This window comes from Staphylococcus sp. HMSC62D11, from assembly GCF_001839145.1.
Classification (GTDB): Bacteria; Bacillota; Bacilli; order Staphylococcales; family Staphylococcaceae; genus Staphylococcus; species Staphylococcus lugdunensis.
Map to the genome: position 1 here is coordinate 21762 of NZ_KV840207.1, position 22524 is coordinate 44285.

Consider the following 22524-nt stretch of genomic DNA (forward strand, 5'->3'; position numbering starts at 1 on the left):
TATGTTTTACAGAATAAAAAACACCCATCACAAATTAATTGGATGAGTGTTCTTAATCATATTAGTTATTTTATTTCTTTTGATTCAGCTAATTCTTTATACCAATAAGCACTTTTTTTAGGATAACGTTCTTGCGTTTCGAAATCGACATAGAATAAACCATAGCGTTTTTCATAACCATTTGACCAAGAGAATACATCCATCAATGACCAAATGAAATAACCTTTAACATTAGCACCATCACGGATAGCGTCGGCTATTACTTCTAAGTGTTGTTTAACATAATCGATACGCGCATCATCATGCACAGTTTTTTCAGATTCTATAAATTCATCTTTATAACCTAAGCCATTTTCTGTGATATAGATTTTATGGTAATTCGGATATTCTTTAACTACACGCATAATTTGATCATATAAACCTTTAGGATAAATCATCCAATCCCAGTCCGTTCTTGGTACATCAACATCAAACTCACGTTGTCCTACGCCTTTAAGTTGATATTTAGAGCCACCTTTATCACCTGTAGCATTGTGTGTAATTTCAGATTCTCCATCATAACCTCTCATCCAATCACTCATATAGTAATTGATACCTAAGAAGTCATTTAAATCTTTGGCAGCATCTAATGTACGTAAATCTTCATCAGATATATCAAGCTTTCCTCCGTTTACAGAGAGGATGTGTTGCACACCTTCTCTAGTTTCACGTGAGTAATGACCTAAATAAGTTGCATCTAAAATAAACTTGTTATGAATAATGTCTTCTAATTCAGCAGCCTTTACATCTTCAGGATTAGTAGGATCATATGGGTATTTTGTTGGTAATGCATGTACAACACCAATCTCTCCAGAATAGCCATTATCTTTGAATAATTTAACTGCTTTTGCATGAGCTACCATCATATTGTGATGTGATTGGAAGACCTTTGCAAAATCATATTTAATACCTGGAGGGAACTTACCAACTAAATATTGACCATCGCCGATAGGTCCAATTTCATTGAACGTTGTCCAAAAGTTAACTTCTGAAAATTCTTCAAAACAGAATTTGGCATAGTCAACAAAATAATCAATCGTGTTACGATTTAAGAAATCACCATCTTTATGCAATGTTTCTGGAGTATCAAAATGGTGTAATGTCACAAATGGTTCAACATGACGTTTATGACATTCTTTAAATAAATTATGATAGAATGCTACACCCTTTTGGTTTACTTCGCCATAGCCATCTGGAAAGATACGTGACCATGCTATTGAAATTCTTATCCCATTCACTCCGAATTTTTCACTTAATTCTAAATCTACAGGATAGCGATGATAAAAGTCACTAGCAGGTTCTGCCGTATACCAATAATTTTCTTCTAAATACGTATCCCAGGCAACACGACCTTTACCGTCTGCTTGCGTTGCACCTTCAGCTTGATATGCAGCAGTTGCGCCACCGAAAATAAAATCTTCTGGTAATTTCTTCATTATACATTCATCTCCTAATTATTTTTCAAATTGTTTCTGAACGAATTCTAAAGCTGCTTGCCCATCTCGTGTTAAATTGATATATTCTACCCCTTGCGTTTTCGCAAGTTTAATACCTAATCTATCAGTGTCTTGTTTAATATCTTCATAGTTTGAAGCTACTTGAGGTGCTAAAATAATTAACTGATAATCTTTCATAATATCCATATGTGCACCGTAACCACCTGCTGCTGCTTTTACTGGCACATTGTATTCTTCAGCTGCTTTATTTAAAGCATTAGCTAATAAACCACTTGTACCTCCACCAGCACATAACACTAACACATTGGTTTCTTCATTAATGTTATTCGTTTGTGCGACATCAGCTTGATGTGTTTCCTCACTTGCTGTTACTTCACTTGCTCCAGCAGTTGCTAAAATTGCGTCTGCTTTTTTAGTATCAAAGTTAGCTGATACTTTTTCTTGTAATTCTGTATTTGCTTCTTTATTGCCTAGTTCTTCTTCTAAAATTTGCTCATCATATACTTTTACAAACGGATAATAAATAATGACGTCGACTACGATTAATACAATCGCTAAAACGAACGACCAAAAAGCAAAACCGGTACCCATCACGATACCTAAAGGACCAGGTGTTGTCCAAGGTAAAAATATACTAAAACTATTCATGCCAATGACATCAACAAAGAATTTGAAAATCCATACGTTAACAATTGGCGCAAATATAAACGGTATAAAGAATACTGGATTCAAGACTAATGGTGCACCAAATAAAATAGGTTCATTTACACCAAAGAAAGTAGGCACTACTGATGCTCGACCAATTGCTTTATTTCGTTTTGATTTTGTTAACCACATAAACATAAATGGTACAACTAATGTGGCACCTGTACCACCCATAGTTACCACGAACATTTGTGTCCCTGGTGTAATCACTTTGTCTGCATGCTCACCAGCTTGTAATAAATGCAAGTTGGCTTCAAGGTTTGCATACGTAATCGCTGCAATTGCCGGTTCAACTATAGAAGGACCGTGAATACCTACAAACCAGAAGAATGCAAATGCACCAAAGATAATTGTTACACCTACCCAACCGTCTGCAGCAGTGAACAATGGCTCAAACACTTTTAACACTGAATTGGCAACATTGGCATGAATTGTTGCTCTTGAGAGTAAATCTAAGCCATATAAAATTAAGATAACTGCAGATAAAGGGAAAATGTCTTTAAATACTTGCGAAATATTTGGTGGCACTTCTTTCGGCATTTTAATTGTGATGTTACGTTTAATAAAGAAATTATAAACAATAACTGTCACAAAGGCAGAAATAAAGGCTGTTAATAACCCTTTTGTTCCCATAAAACCACTTAAAAATCCACCATCTTTGGCAGGATCAGCCGCTAAAAATAAGAATCCACACATCGCTGCCATCATTGTTGAAATAAAGTTAATTTGATTCGTTTTCTCCAATTTACGGTTAAATGAATCCGTCAACGATTTCGCAGTCGTGCCGGCTACTAAGAAACCTACAATCCCCATCGTGTAGTTATAAGGTTTCATAAGCATACCTTCAACAGTCTTACTCCAAAAGAAACCAAAAACGTTAGGAACGTATGCAATTAAAATAAAAATACTAGAAAACAAAATTACAGGTATCGCCGCAATGAATCCATCACGAATGGCTCTTAAATAAATATTACGTGATATCTTTTCAAAAAAAGGCTTGCCCTTCTCGATTTGCTCAATTAGTTTATTCATCAAGGTCTTCACCCTCTTCTGTACAATTCAATTAGATGTTTCATTAAATCTTTTAATAATAATGTCGTCATTAAATGGTCTTGACCATGCATCATTGTGACACTATAGGCAATATCATCTCCTTGCGCTTCTTTTGCAAGTAAGCTTGTTTGTGCTTTATGTGCATTAGCAATACACGTGTTTGCTTCCTCAACTAAGCTTTCAGCTTGGTCAAATTTCCCATTTTGTGCTGCAGTAAGTGCTTCTAACAATTTTGATCTAGCATCTCCTGCATAAGCTACGATTTCAAAGCCAAGTAATTGAACTTCTTCTCTATTCATTAATCTTCCACCTCACAAATTACTGTTTCCAAGATGTTGCAGTAGTTGCTAACACTTTATTTAAATCATCTATATTTTTAAATCCTGTTGTACGTAACCATTCACGAGCCGCTTCTTCACCTTGTTCAATATAAACTTTAACTGAACCAGCCCATGTTGCACGACCACATAGAACGCCATTAAAGTTTGCGCCTGCATCATGTGCGAATTTTAATGTTTCTTGGAATAATTCTGCAGAAACACCTGCACTTAAATAGATATATGGTAAGTTTGTTGCTGCATCTTGTTCTTTAAAGTATTGTGCTGCTTCTTCTTTGCTATAAACAACTTCTCCTTGAGCAAATCCCTCAACATAGTTCATGTTGACTGGAACTTCAACTTTCAACACATCTACATTAAAACGTTCTTGTGAGAATAATTTCATCGCTTCATTAACTTTATGTGGTTTTACTTTAGCGAATTCAGCACTTTTATTATCAGCAATCTTATCATCATAAGATAAAACTTCTAAGAAGAATGGAATATCTTCTGCAACACACTCTGAACCAATACGTTCGATATATGCTTGTTTTTGAACATTAATTGCTTCATCATCATCCACATCATAATAAAGCAAGAATTTCACAGCATCTGCACCTTGTTCTTTTAAGCGTTTTGCTGACCATTCAACCAAGCAATCTGGTAACCGTCCTTTTGCATTGACGTCATATCCTGTTTTTTCATAAGCTAACAATAAACCACAAGATTTGTTGCGCACTTCAGAAGCTGGAAGACCGTATTCTGGGTCTAAAAGTATTGATGATGCATATTGCGTTAATTCTTCTGATACAAGTGATTTTAAACGTTCAATTTGTTCTACTGATGGCGTTTCAGTTTGATGTTCTGCCATCATACGTTTTAATGCACCACGTTGGTCAAAAGCAAGCGCTGAAATAATACCTTGTTCATTGCTAAGTTTTTCAATTGAAGCTACTTTTTGTGTTGATTTAGTCATTTTTTACACCTCTACAACTTTAATTTGTTGATATAATTGATCGTAATGCGCGATATTGATATGTCCTGTTTGCTTTTCTTGTGCATTGAGCATGCCAAGTGTGTTCGCTTTTTTTAGCAAATCTTCATCAGATTCATGGTGCAGTAAAGCTGAAGCAATACCTGCTACTGTAGAGTCTCCAGAACCTACTGGATTTACTACCTCTATTGTTGGAATATTCACTCTATAATATTTATGATGATGTTTTGCAAAAGCACCTTTACTACCTAATGACACGATAATCCACTCTATTCCTTCAAAAATAGGTTGTTCTAGTGCAACTTTTAATTCATGAACATCTTCTGAAATATTTAAGTTAATTAATTGATTGAGTTCATCAATGTTAGGTTTAATTACTGTTGGTTTAACTTGAGCATTTAACACGCTTTCCAATGATGCACCGGAACTATCTACAATTGTAGGAATATCTCGTGCCGCTGCCAATGCTACTATGTCAGCATAATAACTCGTTTCAAGTCCTTTTGGTAAACTACCTGACATCGCAACGACTTGTGCTCGATTTAACAACTGTGTTTCTAAATATGTTTTAAACTCTGCTGCTTCATCTGTGCTTACTGTAGGTCCTTGTTCTAAAATTTCAGTCTGTTGTCCCTCATGTAATATGGCGATACAATTTCTTGTTTGACCTTGAATGTGATAAAAGTTACGTTGAATTTGATTGGAATCAAGTTGACTTTCGATAAATGTACCTAATTCACCACCAAGCAAACCACTAGCTAAGACCTCATCACCAAGCTCACTTAAAACACGTGTAACGTTAAGTCCTTTTCCTCCAGCAGTTTTACCAATTTGACTCACACGATTTACTGTGTCTAATTTAAACTGGTCTAAGTGATATGAAATATCTACTGAAGGGTTTAAAGTTAATGTTAGTATCATTGTTAACCACCCTTAATCGTGATATACACCTTGTTTCCATTTTTCTAAAAATTCATCGAAGAAATGAGGATCCGATTGGTTATCATTATGAGCTTCTAAATGTTCAATTTTTGCAATAAGTTTTTTATTTTCTTCTGTTGGTTTATATTCCGCTTTGATAAAAGCATCTACAATATCAAACAATAATAATTTACCAATAATTGCGCCACCAAAGCTAACTACATTGGCATTTAATTCTTCTTTTGAATATAATGCAGATGTCATATCTCTTACTAAAGCAGTTCTAACGCCTGGAACTTTATTCGCAGCATTGCTAATACCAACACCCGTACCACAAATACAAACGCCTAAGTCTGCTTCACCACTCGTAACTGCTTCGCCTACTTTTTTACCAAAGATAGGATAATGTGTACGTGTAAAATCATAAGTTCCTACATCTAATACTTCATAACCTTCTTCTTTTAAATGTTTAGAAAGTTCCATTTTTACATCAGTAACGATATGGTCACATCCGATTGCAATTTTCATTATTAATTCCTCCTATTAGCACATTTTATTTAACATATCTACACGGATTTGATGACGACCACCATCATAATGGCCATTAACAAATTCTTTAGCAACATTTTTAGCTAACGTATCACCAACGATTTCTGCTCCCATAGTAATCATACGCGCATTGTTATGGCCTCTAGTCATATACGCAGAACGTTCATCAGATACTTCCGCAGCAATCATACCTTTAACTTTAGTAGCTACCATAAAACTACCTGCTCCGAATTTGTCTATAGCGATACCTAGATTGTCGTCGTTTTTTTGAACTTCGTTTACAACAGCCAATGTTGCATCAACAAAATCTAAATCTTTACCTTCTGTTACATCTACCACATCGTGATTTTGTTCAATTAAAAATGCTTTGACTACATCTTTCAAACGTTTACCGTCTACATCTGAACCAATAATTACAGTCATAATGATTCTCCTTTTTTAATAAATTTCGCGAGTATTATCTATTTTTACAAAAGCGCTTTCAAACTCTCTATGTTTAAATTATAAACATAAATAAACATAAAATCAACATTTATTGTTTGAATTATGTTTGACAATTTCGATTTTGACTGTATTTCAAACATCCTTTTCGTATCCAAAAAATAAAGACAAGATTGTCAAATTGAACAACCTTGTCTCAGTTAATTAGTTGGTTAATGAATTACTTCTGTGTATTTTTTTAGTTTTTCTATTTTTTCATCATCACTTTGATTGATAATTACTGCTGTTAGCTCAGTTAAATCACACATTTGGGTGAAATCCTCTTTATCTATCTTGGAATCATCTATAAGCAAGTACTTTTCTACAGAATGATTTAGTGCAATTTGCTGTGTATAAGCCTCATCAATAGTTGATGTTAAAACGTTTGAACCTTTTATCGCATTACAACTAAAAAACATTTTACTAAAACGTTTTGTCTTAAGTAGCGTATTTGCCATTTCACCAACAAAAGATTCTGTGAGCTCTCTCATTTCGCCTCCTAATAAATATACATTAAAGTGAAGCGATCGTTTTTCAAATAAAATTTTAAATACTGGCAAACAGTTTGTAATTACAGTTAGATATTCTTTTTCCATAATATTGGCCAATAACTCTATTGTTGTTCCTGGTCCTAAAAATATCGTATCACTTTCTTCAATTAGTGACACAGCCTTTTGGGCAACTTCTTTTTTTTGTTCTATATTTTGTGCATGCTTTTCTTGATGTGATTTTTCTTTAAACTGGAATACTGAGTTGCTGCGAGCACCACCATGTATCTTAGTCAATACCCCTTTTTCTTCCAGTTCAGCAAGATCTCGTCGAACGGTCATATCAGATACATTTAAATCTTCGACGATTTCATTTGTTCTAACTGTTCCTTTTTTATTAACTATCTTAGTAATTTCATCTAAGCGATCATATTTATTCATAGATATCCTTTCACATCCTGATATTAGTGAATTTTATAAATTTTGAATACATATTTTAAGATAATAACGAACTCTCCAGCAATCTAAGTATATCAGATGTATGGAATTAATAATAACAACACTTTTTAAACTTTAGTATATCTATAGTATAATTAAATATTGAAGATAAATGATCAATATGATTTATAGAGGTGTTTATATTGAAACAACAAATAGAACAATTGAAGGAAATTATTAATACATCGCAACGTATTGTCTTTTTTACAGGAGCCGGCGTATCAGTAGCAAGTGGCATACCTGATTTTCGATCTTCAGGGGGATTATATGACGATGTTTCAAAAGATGGATACGCTCCAGAGTATTTGCTAAGTATTAATTATTTTGAAGACGATCCTAAAGGTTTTATGAATTTCGTTCATCAGCGATTACTTTTTGCAGATAAAACACCCAACCCAGTTCATTATTGGATTGCAGAGTTAGAAAATAAAGGTAAATCCCTCGGTGTGATTACTCAAAATATAGATGGCTTACACGAAGATGCAGGCAGTAAAAATATAGACGAAATACATGGCACACTCAATCGTTTTTATTGTTTGAATTGTGGAAAAAAATATACTAAATCATATGTCATAGAACACGATTTAATATACTGTGAAGATTGTGGTAAAGCCATTCGTCCTGACATCGTGCTATACGGTGAAATGTTAGATCAATCTGCTGTATTTAGTGCATTAAACAAAATCCAAGAAGCAGATACAGTAATCGTATTAGGTTCTTCTTTAGTAGTCCAACCTGCTGCTGGATTTATATCAAATTTTACAGGAGATTACTTAGTCATTATTAATAGAGACGCTACACCGTATGATCATCGTGCTGATTTAGTCATCCATGATGATATGACAAAGGTAGTAGAAGACGTACTAAAGATCAGCTAAAAGGGAGCGGGACAGAATTCATAATGAATTCTTAGTCTTGCCCCGGCAAGGTTGACTAGGATTGAAAAAGCTTGGTATAAGCGTATTTTTAATCCAGTCAACTACTGCCAATATAGAGTTCATAACTTAAAACATAATGATGTCCCAGTCTCGGTTTAAATTCTATTTGTTGGTGCCCCGATTTGCAACTTTCCTTGCTCGTAGTATATCTTTATTGGGGCACCATTTATGTTATATTTAACGCTATATTTTGACTAATTCGCGTTTTTTCAGGGTATTGACGATTTACCTTTCAATCTATTGAAGATATGTTAAACTTCCCTTTGTGACCATAACATCATTTTGTAAGTCTACCAAAACTTTATTAGCTAACGCTCCTTCTGTTTCATTGATATACGTTTTAAAATGAGACGTATTACAGTGGATATTATATGCTTTTTCATCGTTGTAAACTTCATAAAAATAGAATCGTTGAGAATTATTACGATCCTGAAGTGCATACATGGCAAGTACATCGTCTTCTGCAATGATTGAAGCCTTCATATTTTTTAATACACTTTCTCTAAAATTTAATTCTTCATTTTCTTTTACTAAAATTTGTGCAAATTTTAAGCAGAAATGTTCTGCACCAATCCATTTCGATGATGCTAATTTCTCTTTTAAAAAGATTGGCTCTACCTCAAATGCTTTTTGTTGCGTCAACTTCTTTCCAACTTGATTAGTAAACTCTTGATATTGGGAAGAATTTAAATGTTGTTGATAAGCATATTCATCTTTATATACCTCAAAAACAATAAATTGATTAGGATTTTCTGTTATTTTACTAGCGTACATTGCCAGTGTACCATCCTCATTTTGATAAGAAGTTGATAAGTTATTCACACCTGCTTGATGAAATACCTCTATATCATGATTACTGACTTCTAATTTAAATAGATGTGCTACTGGTTTTTCCATGGTTCAAACTCCTTCTCGATTCCATTAATCATAAATATAGTATTCAAATGATTTAAATTACTAATAGTTTAGACTACTAGTTAAAAAGTATCAATTGTATAGAGCAAAATCCGACAAAGATGTTTAGGATTTGAGCAGATCCTAGCAATAAGCGAAAATGTTTTACCAAATTTTTGTAAATGGTGACAGCATGATTAACACGCGTTGTCCGTGAAAGCGTTCTTAATTGTGTGAAAATTATGTAACGATACCAAAAGACAAATGAGAGTTCTATGAGCTACTTTCAAAATACCATAATAGATAATTAGTTTAGACAAAGTGGAAATGATTGTTTGTGACATTGTCTTTAAAAGACTAGAAAGTTATACGAATATGAAATAAACTTTTATTTTTCACAACAAAAACCACTATTCAAAATTTTCATTTTTTCAATTCTATAATAAATCACTAGTCCGATTTTTAAATTTTGAATATAAAAATAACGCAATTATCTCTATAATTACTAAGTGATTAATATAAATAAAAGAGGTAATAAGCCTTTATTCATGTAACAGACATACCGCAACGTAAATGTGGCTGCTAATTATAAACTTAAATCATTAAAAGAACATTTCTATCGATATCCATTAATGATTAGACTAAAAGTTAGAGCTATAACAATTGATGTGTATGAACTTTATATATCTAAATTAGCAATTATTCAGACATACTAAGATAAATCTAGTTTGTTTTCATACAATCCAATTTATTACATAGAGATCTCAATATGTCGGTGATTTGTATTATAAATCGATTCAGAAAGACAGATAAAATCCTTTATAATCAATACAAAAATTATTGCAATCTTTTTCTTATACATTGAATTATAAAAAGTTTATGGATTAAGAAAGTTATTAAAAGAAAATCAAACAAATTAGTTACTTAAAATTTTATTTTCTATTAATTTATCAGCTATTTTGTACAAAGATCCTTCCAATAATTAGAACATTAAAACAGATAATAACCTTAATTGAAATATAATCAATTATTCAAGACTTTACAACGGTCTATAGAGATAATTAAACATAAAATTCAGATAATAAAAAGATTATCTTTTGACTATGGAATATATGATAATTTGTGTTTTAGAATGCTCATAGGTTCAAGACTATTCACATCTTAATTTAAAAAGAAGTTAAGCATCCGTCACTTAACTTCCATAACTTAAATGAATTGTCCTATTTAAAAAACAGCCTCTTAGTTCAAATTCTATTTAAAAACTAGAAAATGACTTTAAAAAATGAATTAGTTCCTCAAACTGAATGATTTTAATACTATATGTTTTTAAACCGTCAGCAGTAACCGAACAATAGTAATTATTCCATTCAAAAGTAATAAAATCATATTTTTTAGTTACATTTACTTTTTTTAAATTATCTGAAATACCAGTACCTTTTTTCTTTAAATATGCTTCTTTTTTTGTCCAAATATCATAAAATCGCCTCTTATATTCACGTTTTTTAGCTCTTTTCATTAATTTTTTTTCTTCTTCATGAAAGCAATATTCAATAATTTCATTAGGAACGTCATTTAATTCTTCAACGTCAATTCCTACTTCACCATGTTCATAAAATGCAACATAAACAACTTTACCAGAATGTGATATATTAAAGTAAATGTTATTATTCTCAATATACGGTTTACCGTATTTTTCTTTTAATATATTTACATCATTAGGAGAAATACCTCTAAGCTTATACATTCCATACAAAACCACTAATCTACTATATAGCAAATTTAGTTTATCTCTATCGTAATATAAAGCGGCGATTTTGTTCAAATCTTCTTCCTGTATAAAATTAAGTAACTTGGTCTCTATTGTAGAAAATACACTTTTCTTATTTTCATAAATATAAATCATCAGCATTATAGTTTCACCTTTCAGTTAATAGAGTTTCTAACTCTTTCACTGAGTTATTTTCATACAGTTCAATCATTTCTAATTCTCGCCCAATTTTATTTTCAATCCAAATCTTAATCCTCATCATTTGAATGGAATCAACTCCAAAATCTAACAAAGTATCTGTAGATTGAATATTTGTCACATCAAGTTCCAAAGATAACATCTTTCTTAGCTCAGTACTCACATCATCGGTACTATCTTTATTCTTACGTATAAAGTGACGCTGCTCCATGTAGATATCAAATAACTTATTATAATCAGTTTTTCCATTAATTGTGATAGGAAATCTTTCTACCTTAAATACATAATTGGGCATTTCGTAAGGTAATAAATAGTTAGATAATTTTTTTAATATTTCATTTTTATCTGACGAAATTTCACCTTCATATGCAATAATCATCTTTTTAGGAGTATCTTTTGTTAAAAGAATACGGCTTTCAGTATTGAAACACTTATTAAACTTATTGGAAATTTCGCTTAAACTCAATCGATAACCATTAACTTTAAAATCATCATTCTTCCTACCAAGTATTTTAATATAATTATGTTCCGTATAGATACCTAAGTCACCAGTTAGATAAATATATCCCAATCTAGGATGATGTATAAACGATTTACTAGTTTTAAACTGGTCATTTATATACCCATGTGCTACTCCCATTCCACCAATAGCAATTTCTCCAACTTCCCCTACATCACAAAAATCATGTTCATTATTTAATATATATATCGTTTGGTTGGTTAAAGGATACCCGTAGGGAATATATTTCAATTGATTTACCTCATTTTTCATAACATTATAAGTAATTGACCAAATAGTACCCTCAGTTGCTCCTCCTAAACTATGCAAATTCACATTGGGTAATTCTTTATAAAAAAGTTTAGCTAATCCTACTGAAATAAAATCTCCACTTAGTAAACAATGTTTTAATTTATTCTCTATAACTTTATTGGAGTTTAAATAAAGATACATTAAGTTAGGTACGGAATTCCAAATCGTTACTGGATATTTTGAAAGAATCATATTAATTTCATTAAAATCTCTAGGATCTTCAACTAAATGCAATGTCCCTCCAACAATTATTGAGGCAAATATATCAAAAATGCTTAAATCAAATGATAGGGATGATAGATTTAAAAAATAATCAGTATCATCTAAATCAAATCTTTCAATTAAATCGAAGATGGTGTTCACAACTTGATAATGAGATTCTATGACTCCTTTTGGCATTCCAGTAGTTCCCGAAGTAAAAATCACATAAGCAAGGGAATCATCCCCAACTAATGGTTTAATAGTATTGACGACATTTACTTTATCATGTAAAAAATAGGTGTTCTTGCAGTCAATGAACGCTTTCGCTTGTGTTTTATCTAAAATATAATTTATCCTTTCATCTGGCGAAGCTGGATTAATTGGTATAAAGAAATTGCCTGAATTCAAGACTCCTAAAATTTGTCCAACTACATCTATATTTTTATATCCCATTATTGCAATTGGCTGATTATTAAAATCAAATAAGTTAGTTACCTCAATCATTTTATTGTATAGCTGTTCATAAGTAATACTTTCTTTTTTGTTTCTAACTGCAATCTTATCTGGATGTTTCTTCACATTGTCCAATAAGAACTCATGAAGCTTTTTACTTGATTCTATCAGCTTTTGAGTATTGTTATATTTTTTATATAATTCATTTAAATGCAATTTAGACATATAAATTCTCTCCTTCTAGCTAAGCTTAAGATATAAATTAGCAACACAAGAGTTCGAAAGTTAACTTCGGATCTTGAAATATATTATTGATAAAAAAGTGATCTCCTTTAAACTTTTTAAAATTGCATGAATTTACAGCGTAATCCTTCCATTTCATAATATTTTCTTCTTTTACATGAATATCTTGATCACTATACCAAACTTCAACATTAGACTTTACCTTTTTAGAACTATTATTCATTTTATATTGATTGATAAACTGCATATCCTGATAAAATATTTCACCATAGAATTCCATTAGTTCTTTATTATTAATTATTTCTTTAGGAGTTCCATTAAACAATGATATATAAGTTTTCGTATTATCCAAAGATAGTTCATTATATTCTTCTAGGCTATCATTATTGTTGTCAACAGGGCATTGCCCACTAATAATGACTTTCCGAGGTTTATGGAGCTTATTAATCTCAATAAACCTACATAATTCATTTGCTAAATATCCCCCCATACTATGACCAAAAATGACATATGGAGAATTAAAATTAATCACATTACAAACCTCTATCATGACTGAATTTAATGAATCCAATTTCTCAGATATTCTAGAACGTCTACCTGGTAATTCATACTTTATTAAATCTATTCCATCAATATGGCATAATTTTGAATAACTATCTAGTGAGCCACACGCATAAGGAAATGCTAGAACTTGAATATTTGTCATAATAACCTCTCACTTTCTAAGGCATTATAGATATATTTATAAAGTGAATCATAACTTATACTGCAATTTATATTGTAGTTAATTTGATAACCTATATCTTCAGAACTTGAATTTTTAATTGCCTTTACTCCAGAATCATAAAAGATATTTTCTTTAAATAGTGGGATTAATATTTTTATATGATTATCCTTCGAATTTTCTGCTTCAAATATCCAATCTTCTAATGAAACTTTTCTAATTTTTTTATCGATAATCTCTTCAATAATACGAATACATTCACCAAATGAAATCATTGATTTCGTAAAATAATTTATAATTTGATTTTCATTATGAGAAGCATTCGAATTCATTAAGCATTTAGCTACCTCATCCACAGGTGTTAAATCTGTTTGCTGTTCTAAAAATTCTTGAGGACAACATCCAATCTGAGCAATGGATAAAATCAATCTCCAAAACAAATCTTTACTTGGGCTCATTTTATTACGAGAGTTACCATTTAAACGACCTACTCTTGAAATTTGTACACCATTCCTTATTGTACGGTATTTTCTCAATAATTTTTCTGCTTGTATTTTCGTTTTAATATAACTTATTGGCGCCTCATCCAAATTTTCAATTAAATAATAATCATGTCCAACTACAGACAATGTCGATATATGGTTGACCTTCTTAACTAATTTATTATTGGCAAATTTCATTATATTTTCAACGCCAATAACATTGGACTTATATGCTTCCTTATAGGGAGCCATAAAATTCACGTTGCTAGCACAATTATAAATAACTGAACAAGTTTTTGATAATTTATCATATTCTTCTTGTGACATTCCGAAAAATTCTTTTGAAATATCCCCAACAACCACATGTAAATTTTCTAAGGGTAGCTTCTCTATTTTTCCTGATATTTTTTTGAGCTGTTTTAACACTCTATTTCTTGCTGATTTTGAACATTCTGCTCTAATAACTGTATAAACACTAAATCCTTTTATAAGGTGTTGATATAACAATTCGCTCCCTAGCAATCCCGTTGTTCCTGTAATAAAAACATGATTATTACTATTTTCTACTTTTAAGATTTCAGTAGAGGGCAATTTAGGTAACTCTATATCATCACCCTTCATTACTTTTTTTGACTGCTTGCCTAAACTGTTTGCATTGTTTAAAATGTTTTGAATTGTTGGGTCTTGAAAGAAGCTAATAACATCCATTTTTAATCCCATTTTCTCATTTAATAAAAATACTAATTTAGAAAGCTTTAACGAATCGCCACCACTTTCAAAGAAATCATCATTAGTTGAAACGCTGTGTGTACCTAAAATTTCTTCCCACAGATTGATAATTTCTTCTTCACAAATCTTGTTATTTTTATTTGTATCTTTTTTTACTGAATTGATTTCGTCAACATTTTCATTTGAAAGTTTAATCTCAATATCAGGTACTAACAAATCATTGACTCTAAGTACATATTTTAGAGAGCATACTTGTTTTAGCAAATCTTTAAATATACTACTTATTTTTTCTATAGCTTCTTCTGAAATAAGTGAACTGGAATATACTAATTTAAAAACAATATCACTTGATAACCCTACACTCATACTTAATGGCATATTCGATTGTTCACTAGCATAAAAGTCTTGAATACTGTCTGGTTGTTCTTCAACTTCTGGAAAATTTTCAATTACAAGAAGCGTATCATAAAGTAATTGCCAACTTGGAATGTTAAGTTTTTGTTTTAATTTACTTATGCTTATTACATTTGCAAAAATATTAGATTTAACCTCTTCTAGTTTTTTAATCTCATTGATTATTGTTTTATCTTCATCTCTGCTAAAAAGTATTGGCAATGTCTTAATAAATAGTCCAACTTTATTTTCTATATCTGGTACATTTATTTCACGGCCAGAGTCGACTAGACCAAAAGTTACTTTAGATTTTTTAGATAGATGGCTAATAATATATCCCCATAGATAGTTAAATATTTGAGCAACTTTTATATCATTATGTTTGGCATATTTGTAAATTTCATTAGTTAGCTCTTTTTCTAAAGTAATTCTAACTTCCCTATTTACTTCTCTAGAACTTTGTAATAAATCCCTGTTATTAAACAGATTGCTACAAACTCCATTGAATTCACTTAATAGTGATTGAAAATCAGTTGACTCAGAAATGGTTTCTTTATTTTGATTTAGCCAAAGTACATAGTCCCTGTTTGAAACTTCATTGATTCCAAGTATAGTCTTTTTATTCCACATTTCATTAATAAGAATCGATAAACTCCAACCATCGAATAAAATATGATTGAATAACCAAACAATTCTTTTATTATTATTTGGAGTAGTTATGATTAAAAGATAATGAGTTACACCATTTTTAAAGTCTCTTAATTTTCCAATGATTCTTTCTTTAATTTCATTCATCTTCTCAATTATCTCATTCGAATCTACATATTTTAAATCTATAATTTTAATCGGTAACTCAACAAAAGAACTTTTAATTACCTGATACACTGAGCCATTATCTGAAATCCAAAACTTAGTTCTCAAAGCTTGATATTTTCGGTGAACTTTGGAAAAAGACTCTATAATATCAGACATATTAGTTTTAGTGGTCCAAGAAATTTCATTAATATAACTTTGTGAATAATCTCCAACAGATGAATACAGCATTTCTTCTTGTAATGGAAACAAAGGATATATTTCTTCAATTTCTTTTTGATTAATTAGTTCAGCATACTCTTTAAAAGGGATAATTGGGTTACCAATTACTTTTAAATCAGCAAAATACCTTAAATAATTTACATTTTGAATATAACAATTAAATTCATGAATCGCATTTAAAAGATGTTCTTCACAGTTTTTGATATTCATTACGCTTACCATCAAGTTCGAGCCCTGCTTAATAATATTTATTGTTGGCGGCATTGATTGTATATTTTCTTCAGCAATTGATTGAATTTCTTCAAAGATAAAAAATTCATTATATTCATGGGCTTCTTCAAGATTTACAACATTTAAAAATACTTGGCTATTAATCTTATGATGAAATTTATAATCACTTTCTTTTTGCAATATTAAGTATACTTCTTCCACTGAAATAGCTGGTTGTATATCTAAATTATATATTTCAGTGTACCACCCAACAGTATCGGATAGATTAAAATCTTTTAAAGATTCTGAAAGTCTTGAATCCTTTTCAACAGCAATGTCAAGTTTCAAAGACTCATCAGTCAAAATTTCTTTAATAATACTGCTTGCAAGTATTTTAGGAAAATTCACTTGTGAATATTTGCTATTTTCTATCGAAATATTCCTTGAAATTACTCCTGATTTTGAAGAATAAATTAAATTCTTCTGATTTGTTATGGTATTAATACTAGGTAGGTTTTGTATTTTTTTATTCAAAAGTTCAGTATTAGAAATATCTCCTGTTGCTCTCTTTGTATACAATAAAAAATCATTAATTTCATTTCTAATTATATTTATTGAAAATGTATCAACAAACATATGATGACAAACAAAATAAACACCTACACAATTCTTTTGATTATTAAAAAAATATAATATTTTTGATGTTGGTCCATTGTATATATCCAGTGAAAAGTCAGCTTGTTTAGCTTTATTATAGAATTCCTTTTCGTTCTTACATTCAATAAATATTTGCTCATATTTTAAATTTTCAATTTCCTGAATATAATTAAATAATTCTCCTCTCTCTTCTAGAATTACAGCACGCAACATTGCATGTGATGAATACAGAGATTTAAAAGCTTTTAATAATTCATCTTTAGTTACATCAATATTGATGTTTTCAAAAAATGATTGGTTAAAATGATGAAAATTCTTTTTATCTTTTTTCATGAACCATTGCTGCATTATATTCAATTTGAATTTTTGTAGATATTTATAATTAACCGCCATATTATTATTTTTTATGTTTTTCTGTAAATGCTTCGTTAAGAGGGAAACACTTGGATTATTTAATAAATCATTTGTAGATAAAACGTAATTTTTCTTCCTTAAGGCTGAGATAATCTGGATATTCTTGATTGAATCCCCACCTAATTTAAGAAATGAATCATCATTATTTATATTTTTAATCTTAAATACCTTTTTAAATGCTTCTTTAACATCACTCAGAATTAGCTCATTTAATTTAAAACTACTTTCATTTACATTATTTTTCTTCATATTACAATTTAAAAACGGAATTATATCTTTAAATGTTTGATCGTCATTATCTTTTATAAATATTGATTCTCCACTTTTAAATCCCTTTAGCCTTGTATTTAACATTGATTTATTTAAATCTCTTGAGTCTGAAAAACGACATTTATGAACTTTATTAATATTTTCAGTCATTTTTTGATTAGAACTTTCTACTTTTAATTTTATTAAAAATACATTAGCTATTTCATTTTCAGGTATTTCATTTGAATTTTCATCTAATATCTGTATATCGTAATTATTTTCATTTACTAAATATATTATTTGTTCAAACCTAAATTCTTCTTGATTTTCAGTAGGTAATGGTATAATTTCTTTTTTAGTTTCTCTAATAATTATATCTGATACACAAATGTCTGATTTAAGTAATACCTCTTTTGACCATATTAAGAATAAATCTATAAGAGATTTAATTTCTTGGCTAGTAAACAATTCAGTAGCATAATCAACTTGTAACTTCAAACAATTTGTAAATTCATAAATAGTTAATGATAATGGAAACTGTGAGTATTTGTGATTTTTTATAATTAGATCATCATAGAATTCATTGCTATGTTTTTCAGAAAAAGTTTGCATAGCAAAAGTTGTTTGTGTTATAGGTTCGTAATTATTTCTTGTTGCTTGTATGTTATTTATATCCTGAAATTCTATATCACTATGATCATATAAATCGAATAGTTCTAATTTAAAGTTTTGTACATCTTCTTTAAATGTATTGATGTTACTTTTTTTATCCAAGACAGGCAAAAATTCTATAAATAAACCAATCGTATTTTTATATTCTTCCGTCCTCTTATTTAATGGAGTTCCAACATATACAGCATCTTCATTAAAATAGTTTAATAAGAATTGACTATATAACTTCAAGCAAAGATTAAATTTTGATATATTATTTTTTTGTGAGAACAATTCTATAAGTACGCCTAATTCTTCTGGAATATCAAAATATTGCATTTCTCCTTGATGATTAAATTCCTTTTTATAAAAGCGCAAATAATTCTCTATATTAACTACTTTTTCCATCCAAAATTCTTTATCCTTTTTATACTTTTTTTCATCTTGTTTTGTACTCAAATATTGAAAGTAGTTATTAGTATTGTCTAAATGTTCATCGTCGAATATCATAGAGATAAATTTCTCCAGAGAGATACCATCAAATATAATATGGTGAACTACAAAAATTAAATAAATATAGCTTTTTTCTTCAATTAAAGTTACTTTTATTAAAGGTTCTAAGCCATCACTTAAATTGAATGAATGATTTAAATAAGTTATAATTTTATTCTTATCGAATTGTCCCGGCACAAAAATATGTTCTATCTCAAAATTTTTCTTTTGAGTTACCCATATTAAATCGCTATTTTTATCTTCAATAAGTGCTGAGTTAAATATATTGTGATCACCTATTACTTGTTTTACTTTATTATTTAAATCTGAAACTTTCATATCTGTTTTAAGGATTTTTCTAACATAAGGAATATTAAACATTGTATTTTCCGGATGCTCTAATTGGTAATAGTACATGGACTTTTGCATGTTTGTTGCAAAACCTAAATATTTGCCGTTTGATTGCTTGAATTCATTTTCAATATCGTACATATAATACTCTTGAACATCATTAATTGTTTTAAACTGAACAAAGTCTTTTAATGATACTTCCAAATTAAAAATTTTGTTTAATTCTTTATTCAATCTGATTGTTTTCATGGAATCAATACCCAAATCATGAAAGCTAGCATCACTTTCTATATTTTTAGAATCTGTATATTTTAAAATAATATCACTCAATTTTGGAGCCACAACTTTTATTTCAGATAAATTTTCTTGGTCATTATCATTCTTTATAGTTAAAAGTTTATCTTTATCAATTTTTCCGTTAAGAGTTAGAGGCATGGTCTTTATCTGATATACAAGTTTAGGATTCATATAACTAGGGAACTTGTTAGCTAAAGTACTCTTTAATTCTCTTTTTGAAATACCACCTGTATAAAAAAGAGTAATCAGTTTATCTTCTCCAATCATAACTTTTGCATTTTTGACTCCAATTATCTCTTTGATTCTATTTTCAATCTCTAATACTTCTACCCTATACCCATTAATTTTTACTTGGCTATCTTTTCTATCAATATAATGGAATCGCTGGCCATCAAAGCTTACAATGTCACCTGTTCTGTAATAAGTTTGCTCATTAATTTCTACTAAGAAGTTTTTATTATCATTAACTTTGTTTTCCACATAACCTTTTGATAACCCTTTCCCACGAACCAATAGCTCTCCTTGAGAATATATCGGTACAATTCGATTAGAATCATCAACAACAACCGCTTCTGAATTAGCTAATAAGCTTCCAATTGAAATTGCTGATCTTTCACTATAATCTGTTGGTATCTTATATGTCGTAGTAAATGTTGTATTTTCTGTCGGTCCATAGCCATTAAAAAAATTAGTATTAGGGTTAACTGAAAGGGCTTTCAAAACATGCCCTCTTGAGAGTGCTTCACCACCAACAAATACATTACTTATTTTTGAAAATAAATACGGATCTAGATCAATAAATACATTAAATAAGCTCGAAGTAAACCAAGAGGCCGTAATATTATATTTATTCAGCACTTCTTTCCAGCTTAGTACATCAAAAACTGGATCCGGAATAAAAGCAATTGACCCATTATTTAAAAGGGGTAACCAAATTTCAAAAAAGCATGCATCAAATGCTAATGAAGAAGCTTGAGTAAAAATATCTCCTTCTTTAACATCGTAAAATCCATTATTGATTGACAAGGCAAAGATATTGTTCGTAGTTATTTTTATTCCTTTTGGGTTGCCCGTAGTACCAGATGTATATATTATTTGAAAATAATCTTCTCTTTTGTTTTTTGTCAAATACTCGTTAGACCCTTTAAAGTTGAATAAATTTTTACTGCTAATACTTATTCCCCGAATTTTAATATCACTTATATATTCCGGCTTTTTTTTATCATAGAAAAGATAAGATGCATTTGAATCATTAAGTATAAATCGATTTCTCTCACTAGTATTTTTGGAATCTAAATATACAAATGGAATGCCATGCTGTTCTAATGCAAGCATTAAACATATTGCATACGGAGCTCTATCACAATCAATAGCAACTGTTTCTCCATAGGAAAGCTCTAAATCGTTTAATAAGGATGAATATCTTTTTGTCTCATTAATTAAAGTATTATAGTTTATTTCATTATCGTTATAGTAAAATGCAATGTTATCATTTTTCCCTTGCACTCTCTCCTCAATATGAGTTATTAATGGAATATCTTTAGGGACAGGAAGTACCTCTCCGAAAGCCTTACTTAATCTAATTTTATTAATCACTTCACTGATAGTTTGTTTCTCATCTTTTAAAACTTCGCTTAACAAAACTGTATAGGATTCTATTAAGGCCGATGCTATATCTTTGTTTATTAATTCTAATGAAAACATCATTTTTACTAAAACTTGATCATTCATTACTCCAGCAGATAAAGTTAATTCGCTTGACTGCTTTTCAAATGTATTTAATATTTTATAAGATTTACTTTCATTTACGGGATAGTTTTCATATACAAAAGCACAATTTGTGTATTCATTAACCCCAATATCTGATAAATATTTTTTTGCTTGGTACATTGAAAATTCTTGCTTTTCTCTTGTTTCAATATCAGTAATATGATTATTTTCAATGAAATCTGTAAGAATCTCATCATCGTAAATTTTATATCGTGACGGGTAATTTTCAATAAGTAACCCAACAATTTGTTCTTTTTTTTTGCTATCCCGTCCAGAATGCGTTTTATTCAGTAAAATATCACTTTTACCTGTATAAGCTGAGACAACTAAAGACCAAACTGAGCTAAAAAGTGAAGATAGCGAAATTTTATATTTCTTGCAAAAATTCTTAATGACTTTCATATCTAGAGTGAGTATTTTATTTATTGTTTCAAAACCTTCTTTTTCTATTGGTGTAAGAGAAGGGAAACTAAATCCAGGAAAATCAGTAAGTAAATTTTGAAAATATTGATTCGATTTTTCATTGTTAGCAGTTAATTTATTTTGAATAAATTCACTGAATTCAGTATTATTATAAATATATGATTTTTCTTCATTAAATAATTGATAATAAAGTCTATTCACATCATTCAAGACTATAGACAAACTCCATCCATCTAAAATAATATGATGGAAAGTAATAATCAAATAGTTTTTCTGATTATTATTAATATGTTTAAAACGAATAAGTGTGGGTTTCTTTATATCTGATAATCTTTTTCTTTCTTTTTCTTCAATACTTTCTATACTACCATTGTAATCAGTTAACACTTCCCATTTGAAATCAATATGATTATTAACTACCTGAACATCATCTTTCATTTCTCCAAAATAAAATGCCGTTTTGAAGGTTTCATATTTGTCAATAATTTTTTCCCAAGCAGCTTTATAAATCTCTATATTTTCATAGTAAAGCTCTATTGTCATTTGACTAATATAAAATTCTCTGTCTTTATTTAAATAACATTCATACGCTATTCCTTTTTGCACTTCAGTCATAGGATATGCAGCTATAGCTTTCATA

14 protein-coding genes are annotated in these 22524 nt (G+C 29.8%); 1 reads left to right on the plus strand and 13 read right to left on the minus strand.

Features of this window, described 5'->3' with window-relative positions; all coding sequences use genetic code 11:
- Positions 1 to 65: 65 nt before the first annotated feature.
- From lacG to HMPREF3267_RS11695, 8 genes are all read right to left on the minus strand, one after another.
- A complete protein-coding gene (gene lacG, locus HMPREF3267_RS11660; RefSeq protein WP_104013903.1) occupies positions 66 to 1478 on the minus strand; it encodes a 6-phospho-beta-galactosidase in 1413 nt (470 codons plus the stop codon).
- Between the two features lie 15 nt (positions 1479 to 1493).
- Positions 1494 to 3236, minus strand: coding sequence for a lactose-specific PTS transporter subunit EIIC (locus HMPREF3267_RS11665; RefSeq protein ID WP_172952947.1), 1743 nt, complete (start codon positions 3234 to 3236; stop codon positions 1494 to 1496).
- Between the two features lie 5 nt (positions 3237 to 3241).
- Positions 3242 to 3553 (minus strand): PTS lactose transporter subunit IIA, encoded by a 312-nt coding sequence (gene lacF / locus HMPREF3267_RS11670; protein WP_002460006.1) that lies wholly within the window; start codon positions 3551 to 3553, stop codon positions 3242 to 3244.
- 19 nt (positions 3554 to 3572) lie between these two features.
- A complete protein-coding gene (gene lacD, locus HMPREF3267_RS11675) occupies positions 3573 to 4547 on the minus strand; it encodes a tagatose-bisphosphate aldolase (protein ID WP_002460008.1) in 975 nt (324 codons plus the stop codon).
- Positions 4548 to 4550: 3 nt separating this feature from the next.
- Positions 4551 to 5486 (minus strand): tagatose-6-phosphate kinase, encoded by a 936-nt coding sequence (locus HMPREF3267_RS11680; RefSeq protein ID WP_002478851.1) that lies wholly within the window; start codon positions 5484 to 5486, stop codon positions 4551 to 4553.
- Between the two features lie 12 nt (positions 5487 to 5498).
- Positions 5499 to 6014, minus strand: coding sequence for a galactose-6-phosphate isomerase subunit LacB (lacB, locus tag HMPREF3267_RS11685; RefSeq protein ID WP_002460010.1), 516 nt, complete (start codon positions 6012 to 6014; stop codon positions 5499 to 5501).
- A 15-nt stretch (positions 6015 to 6029) separates the two neighbouring features.
- The gene (gene lacA, locus HMPREF3267_RS11690) at positions 6030 to 6458 is read right to left on the minus strand and encodes a galactose-6-phosphate isomerase subunit LacA (RefSeq protein ID WP_002460012.1); all 429 of its coding nucleotides are present in this window, start codon (positions 6456 to 6458) and stop codon (positions 6030 to 6032) included.
- A gap of 230 nt (positions 6459 to 6688) precedes the next feature.
- Complete coding sequence (locus HMPREF3267_RS11695) at positions 6689 to 7444, minus strand: DeoR/GlpR family DNA-binding transcription regulator (protein ID WP_002460013.1); 756 nt, start codon at positions 7442 to 7444, stop codon at positions 6689 to 6691.
- A gap of 200 nt (positions 7445 to 7644) precedes the next feature.
- On the opposite strand from HMPREF3267_RS11695, the gene HMPREF3267_RS11700 reads away from it, so the two are divergent.
- Positions 7645 to 8379: an NAD-dependent protein deacylase gene (locus HMPREF3267_RS11700; protein WP_062077926.1), complete on the plus strand. Its 735-nt coding sequence runs from the start codon at positions 7645 to 7647 to the stop codon at positions 8377 to 8379.
- Positions 8380 to 8676: 297 nt separating this feature from the next.
- Here the strand turns inward: HMPREF3267_RS11700 and HMPREF3267_RS11705 are convergent, their stop codons facing one another.
- The 5 genes from HMPREF3267_RS11705 to lugC form a co-directional block, all read right to left on the minus strand.
- Positions 8677 to 9336, minus strand: coding sequence for a putative quinol monooxygenase (locus HMPREF3267_RS11705; protein ID WP_062077928.1), 660 nt, complete (start codon positions 9334 to 9336; stop codon positions 8677 to 8679).
- A gap of 1252 nt (positions 9337 to 10588) precedes the next feature.
- Positions 10589 to 11242, minus strand: a complete 654-nt coding sequence (locus tag HMPREF3267_RS11710; RefSeq protein WP_002478847.1) for a 4'-phosphopantetheinyl transferase family protein — start codon at positions 11240 to 11242, stop codon at positions 10589 to 10591.
- Between the two features lie 7 nt (positions 11243 to 11249).
- Positions 11250 to 12989 carry a lugdunin non-ribosomal peptide synthetase LugD gene (gene lugD / locus HMPREF3267_RS11715; protein ID WP_002478846.1) on the minus strand — a complete coding sequence of 580 codons (1740 nt, stop codon included), beginning with the start codon at positions 12987 to 12989 and terminating at the stop codon, positions 11250 to 11252.
- Positions 12990 to 13026: 37 nt separating this feature from the next.
- Positions 13027 to 13713: a thioesterase II family protein gene (locus HMPREF3267_RS11720; RefSeq protein ID WP_062077930.1), complete on the minus strand. Its 687-nt coding sequence runs from the start codon at positions 13711 to 13713 to the stop codon at positions 13027 to 13029.
- Positions 13710 to 22523 carry a lugdunin non-ribosomal peptide synthetase LugC gene (lugC, locus tag HMPREF3267_RS11725; protein WP_062077932.1) on the minus strand — a complete coding sequence of 2938 codons (8814 nt, stop codon included), beginning with the start codon at positions 22521 to 22523 and terminating at the stop codon, positions 13710 to 13712. Before lugC ends, HMPREF3267_RS11720 begins: the two co-directional genes overlap by 4 nt.
- Position 22524: the final 1 nt, after the last annotated feature.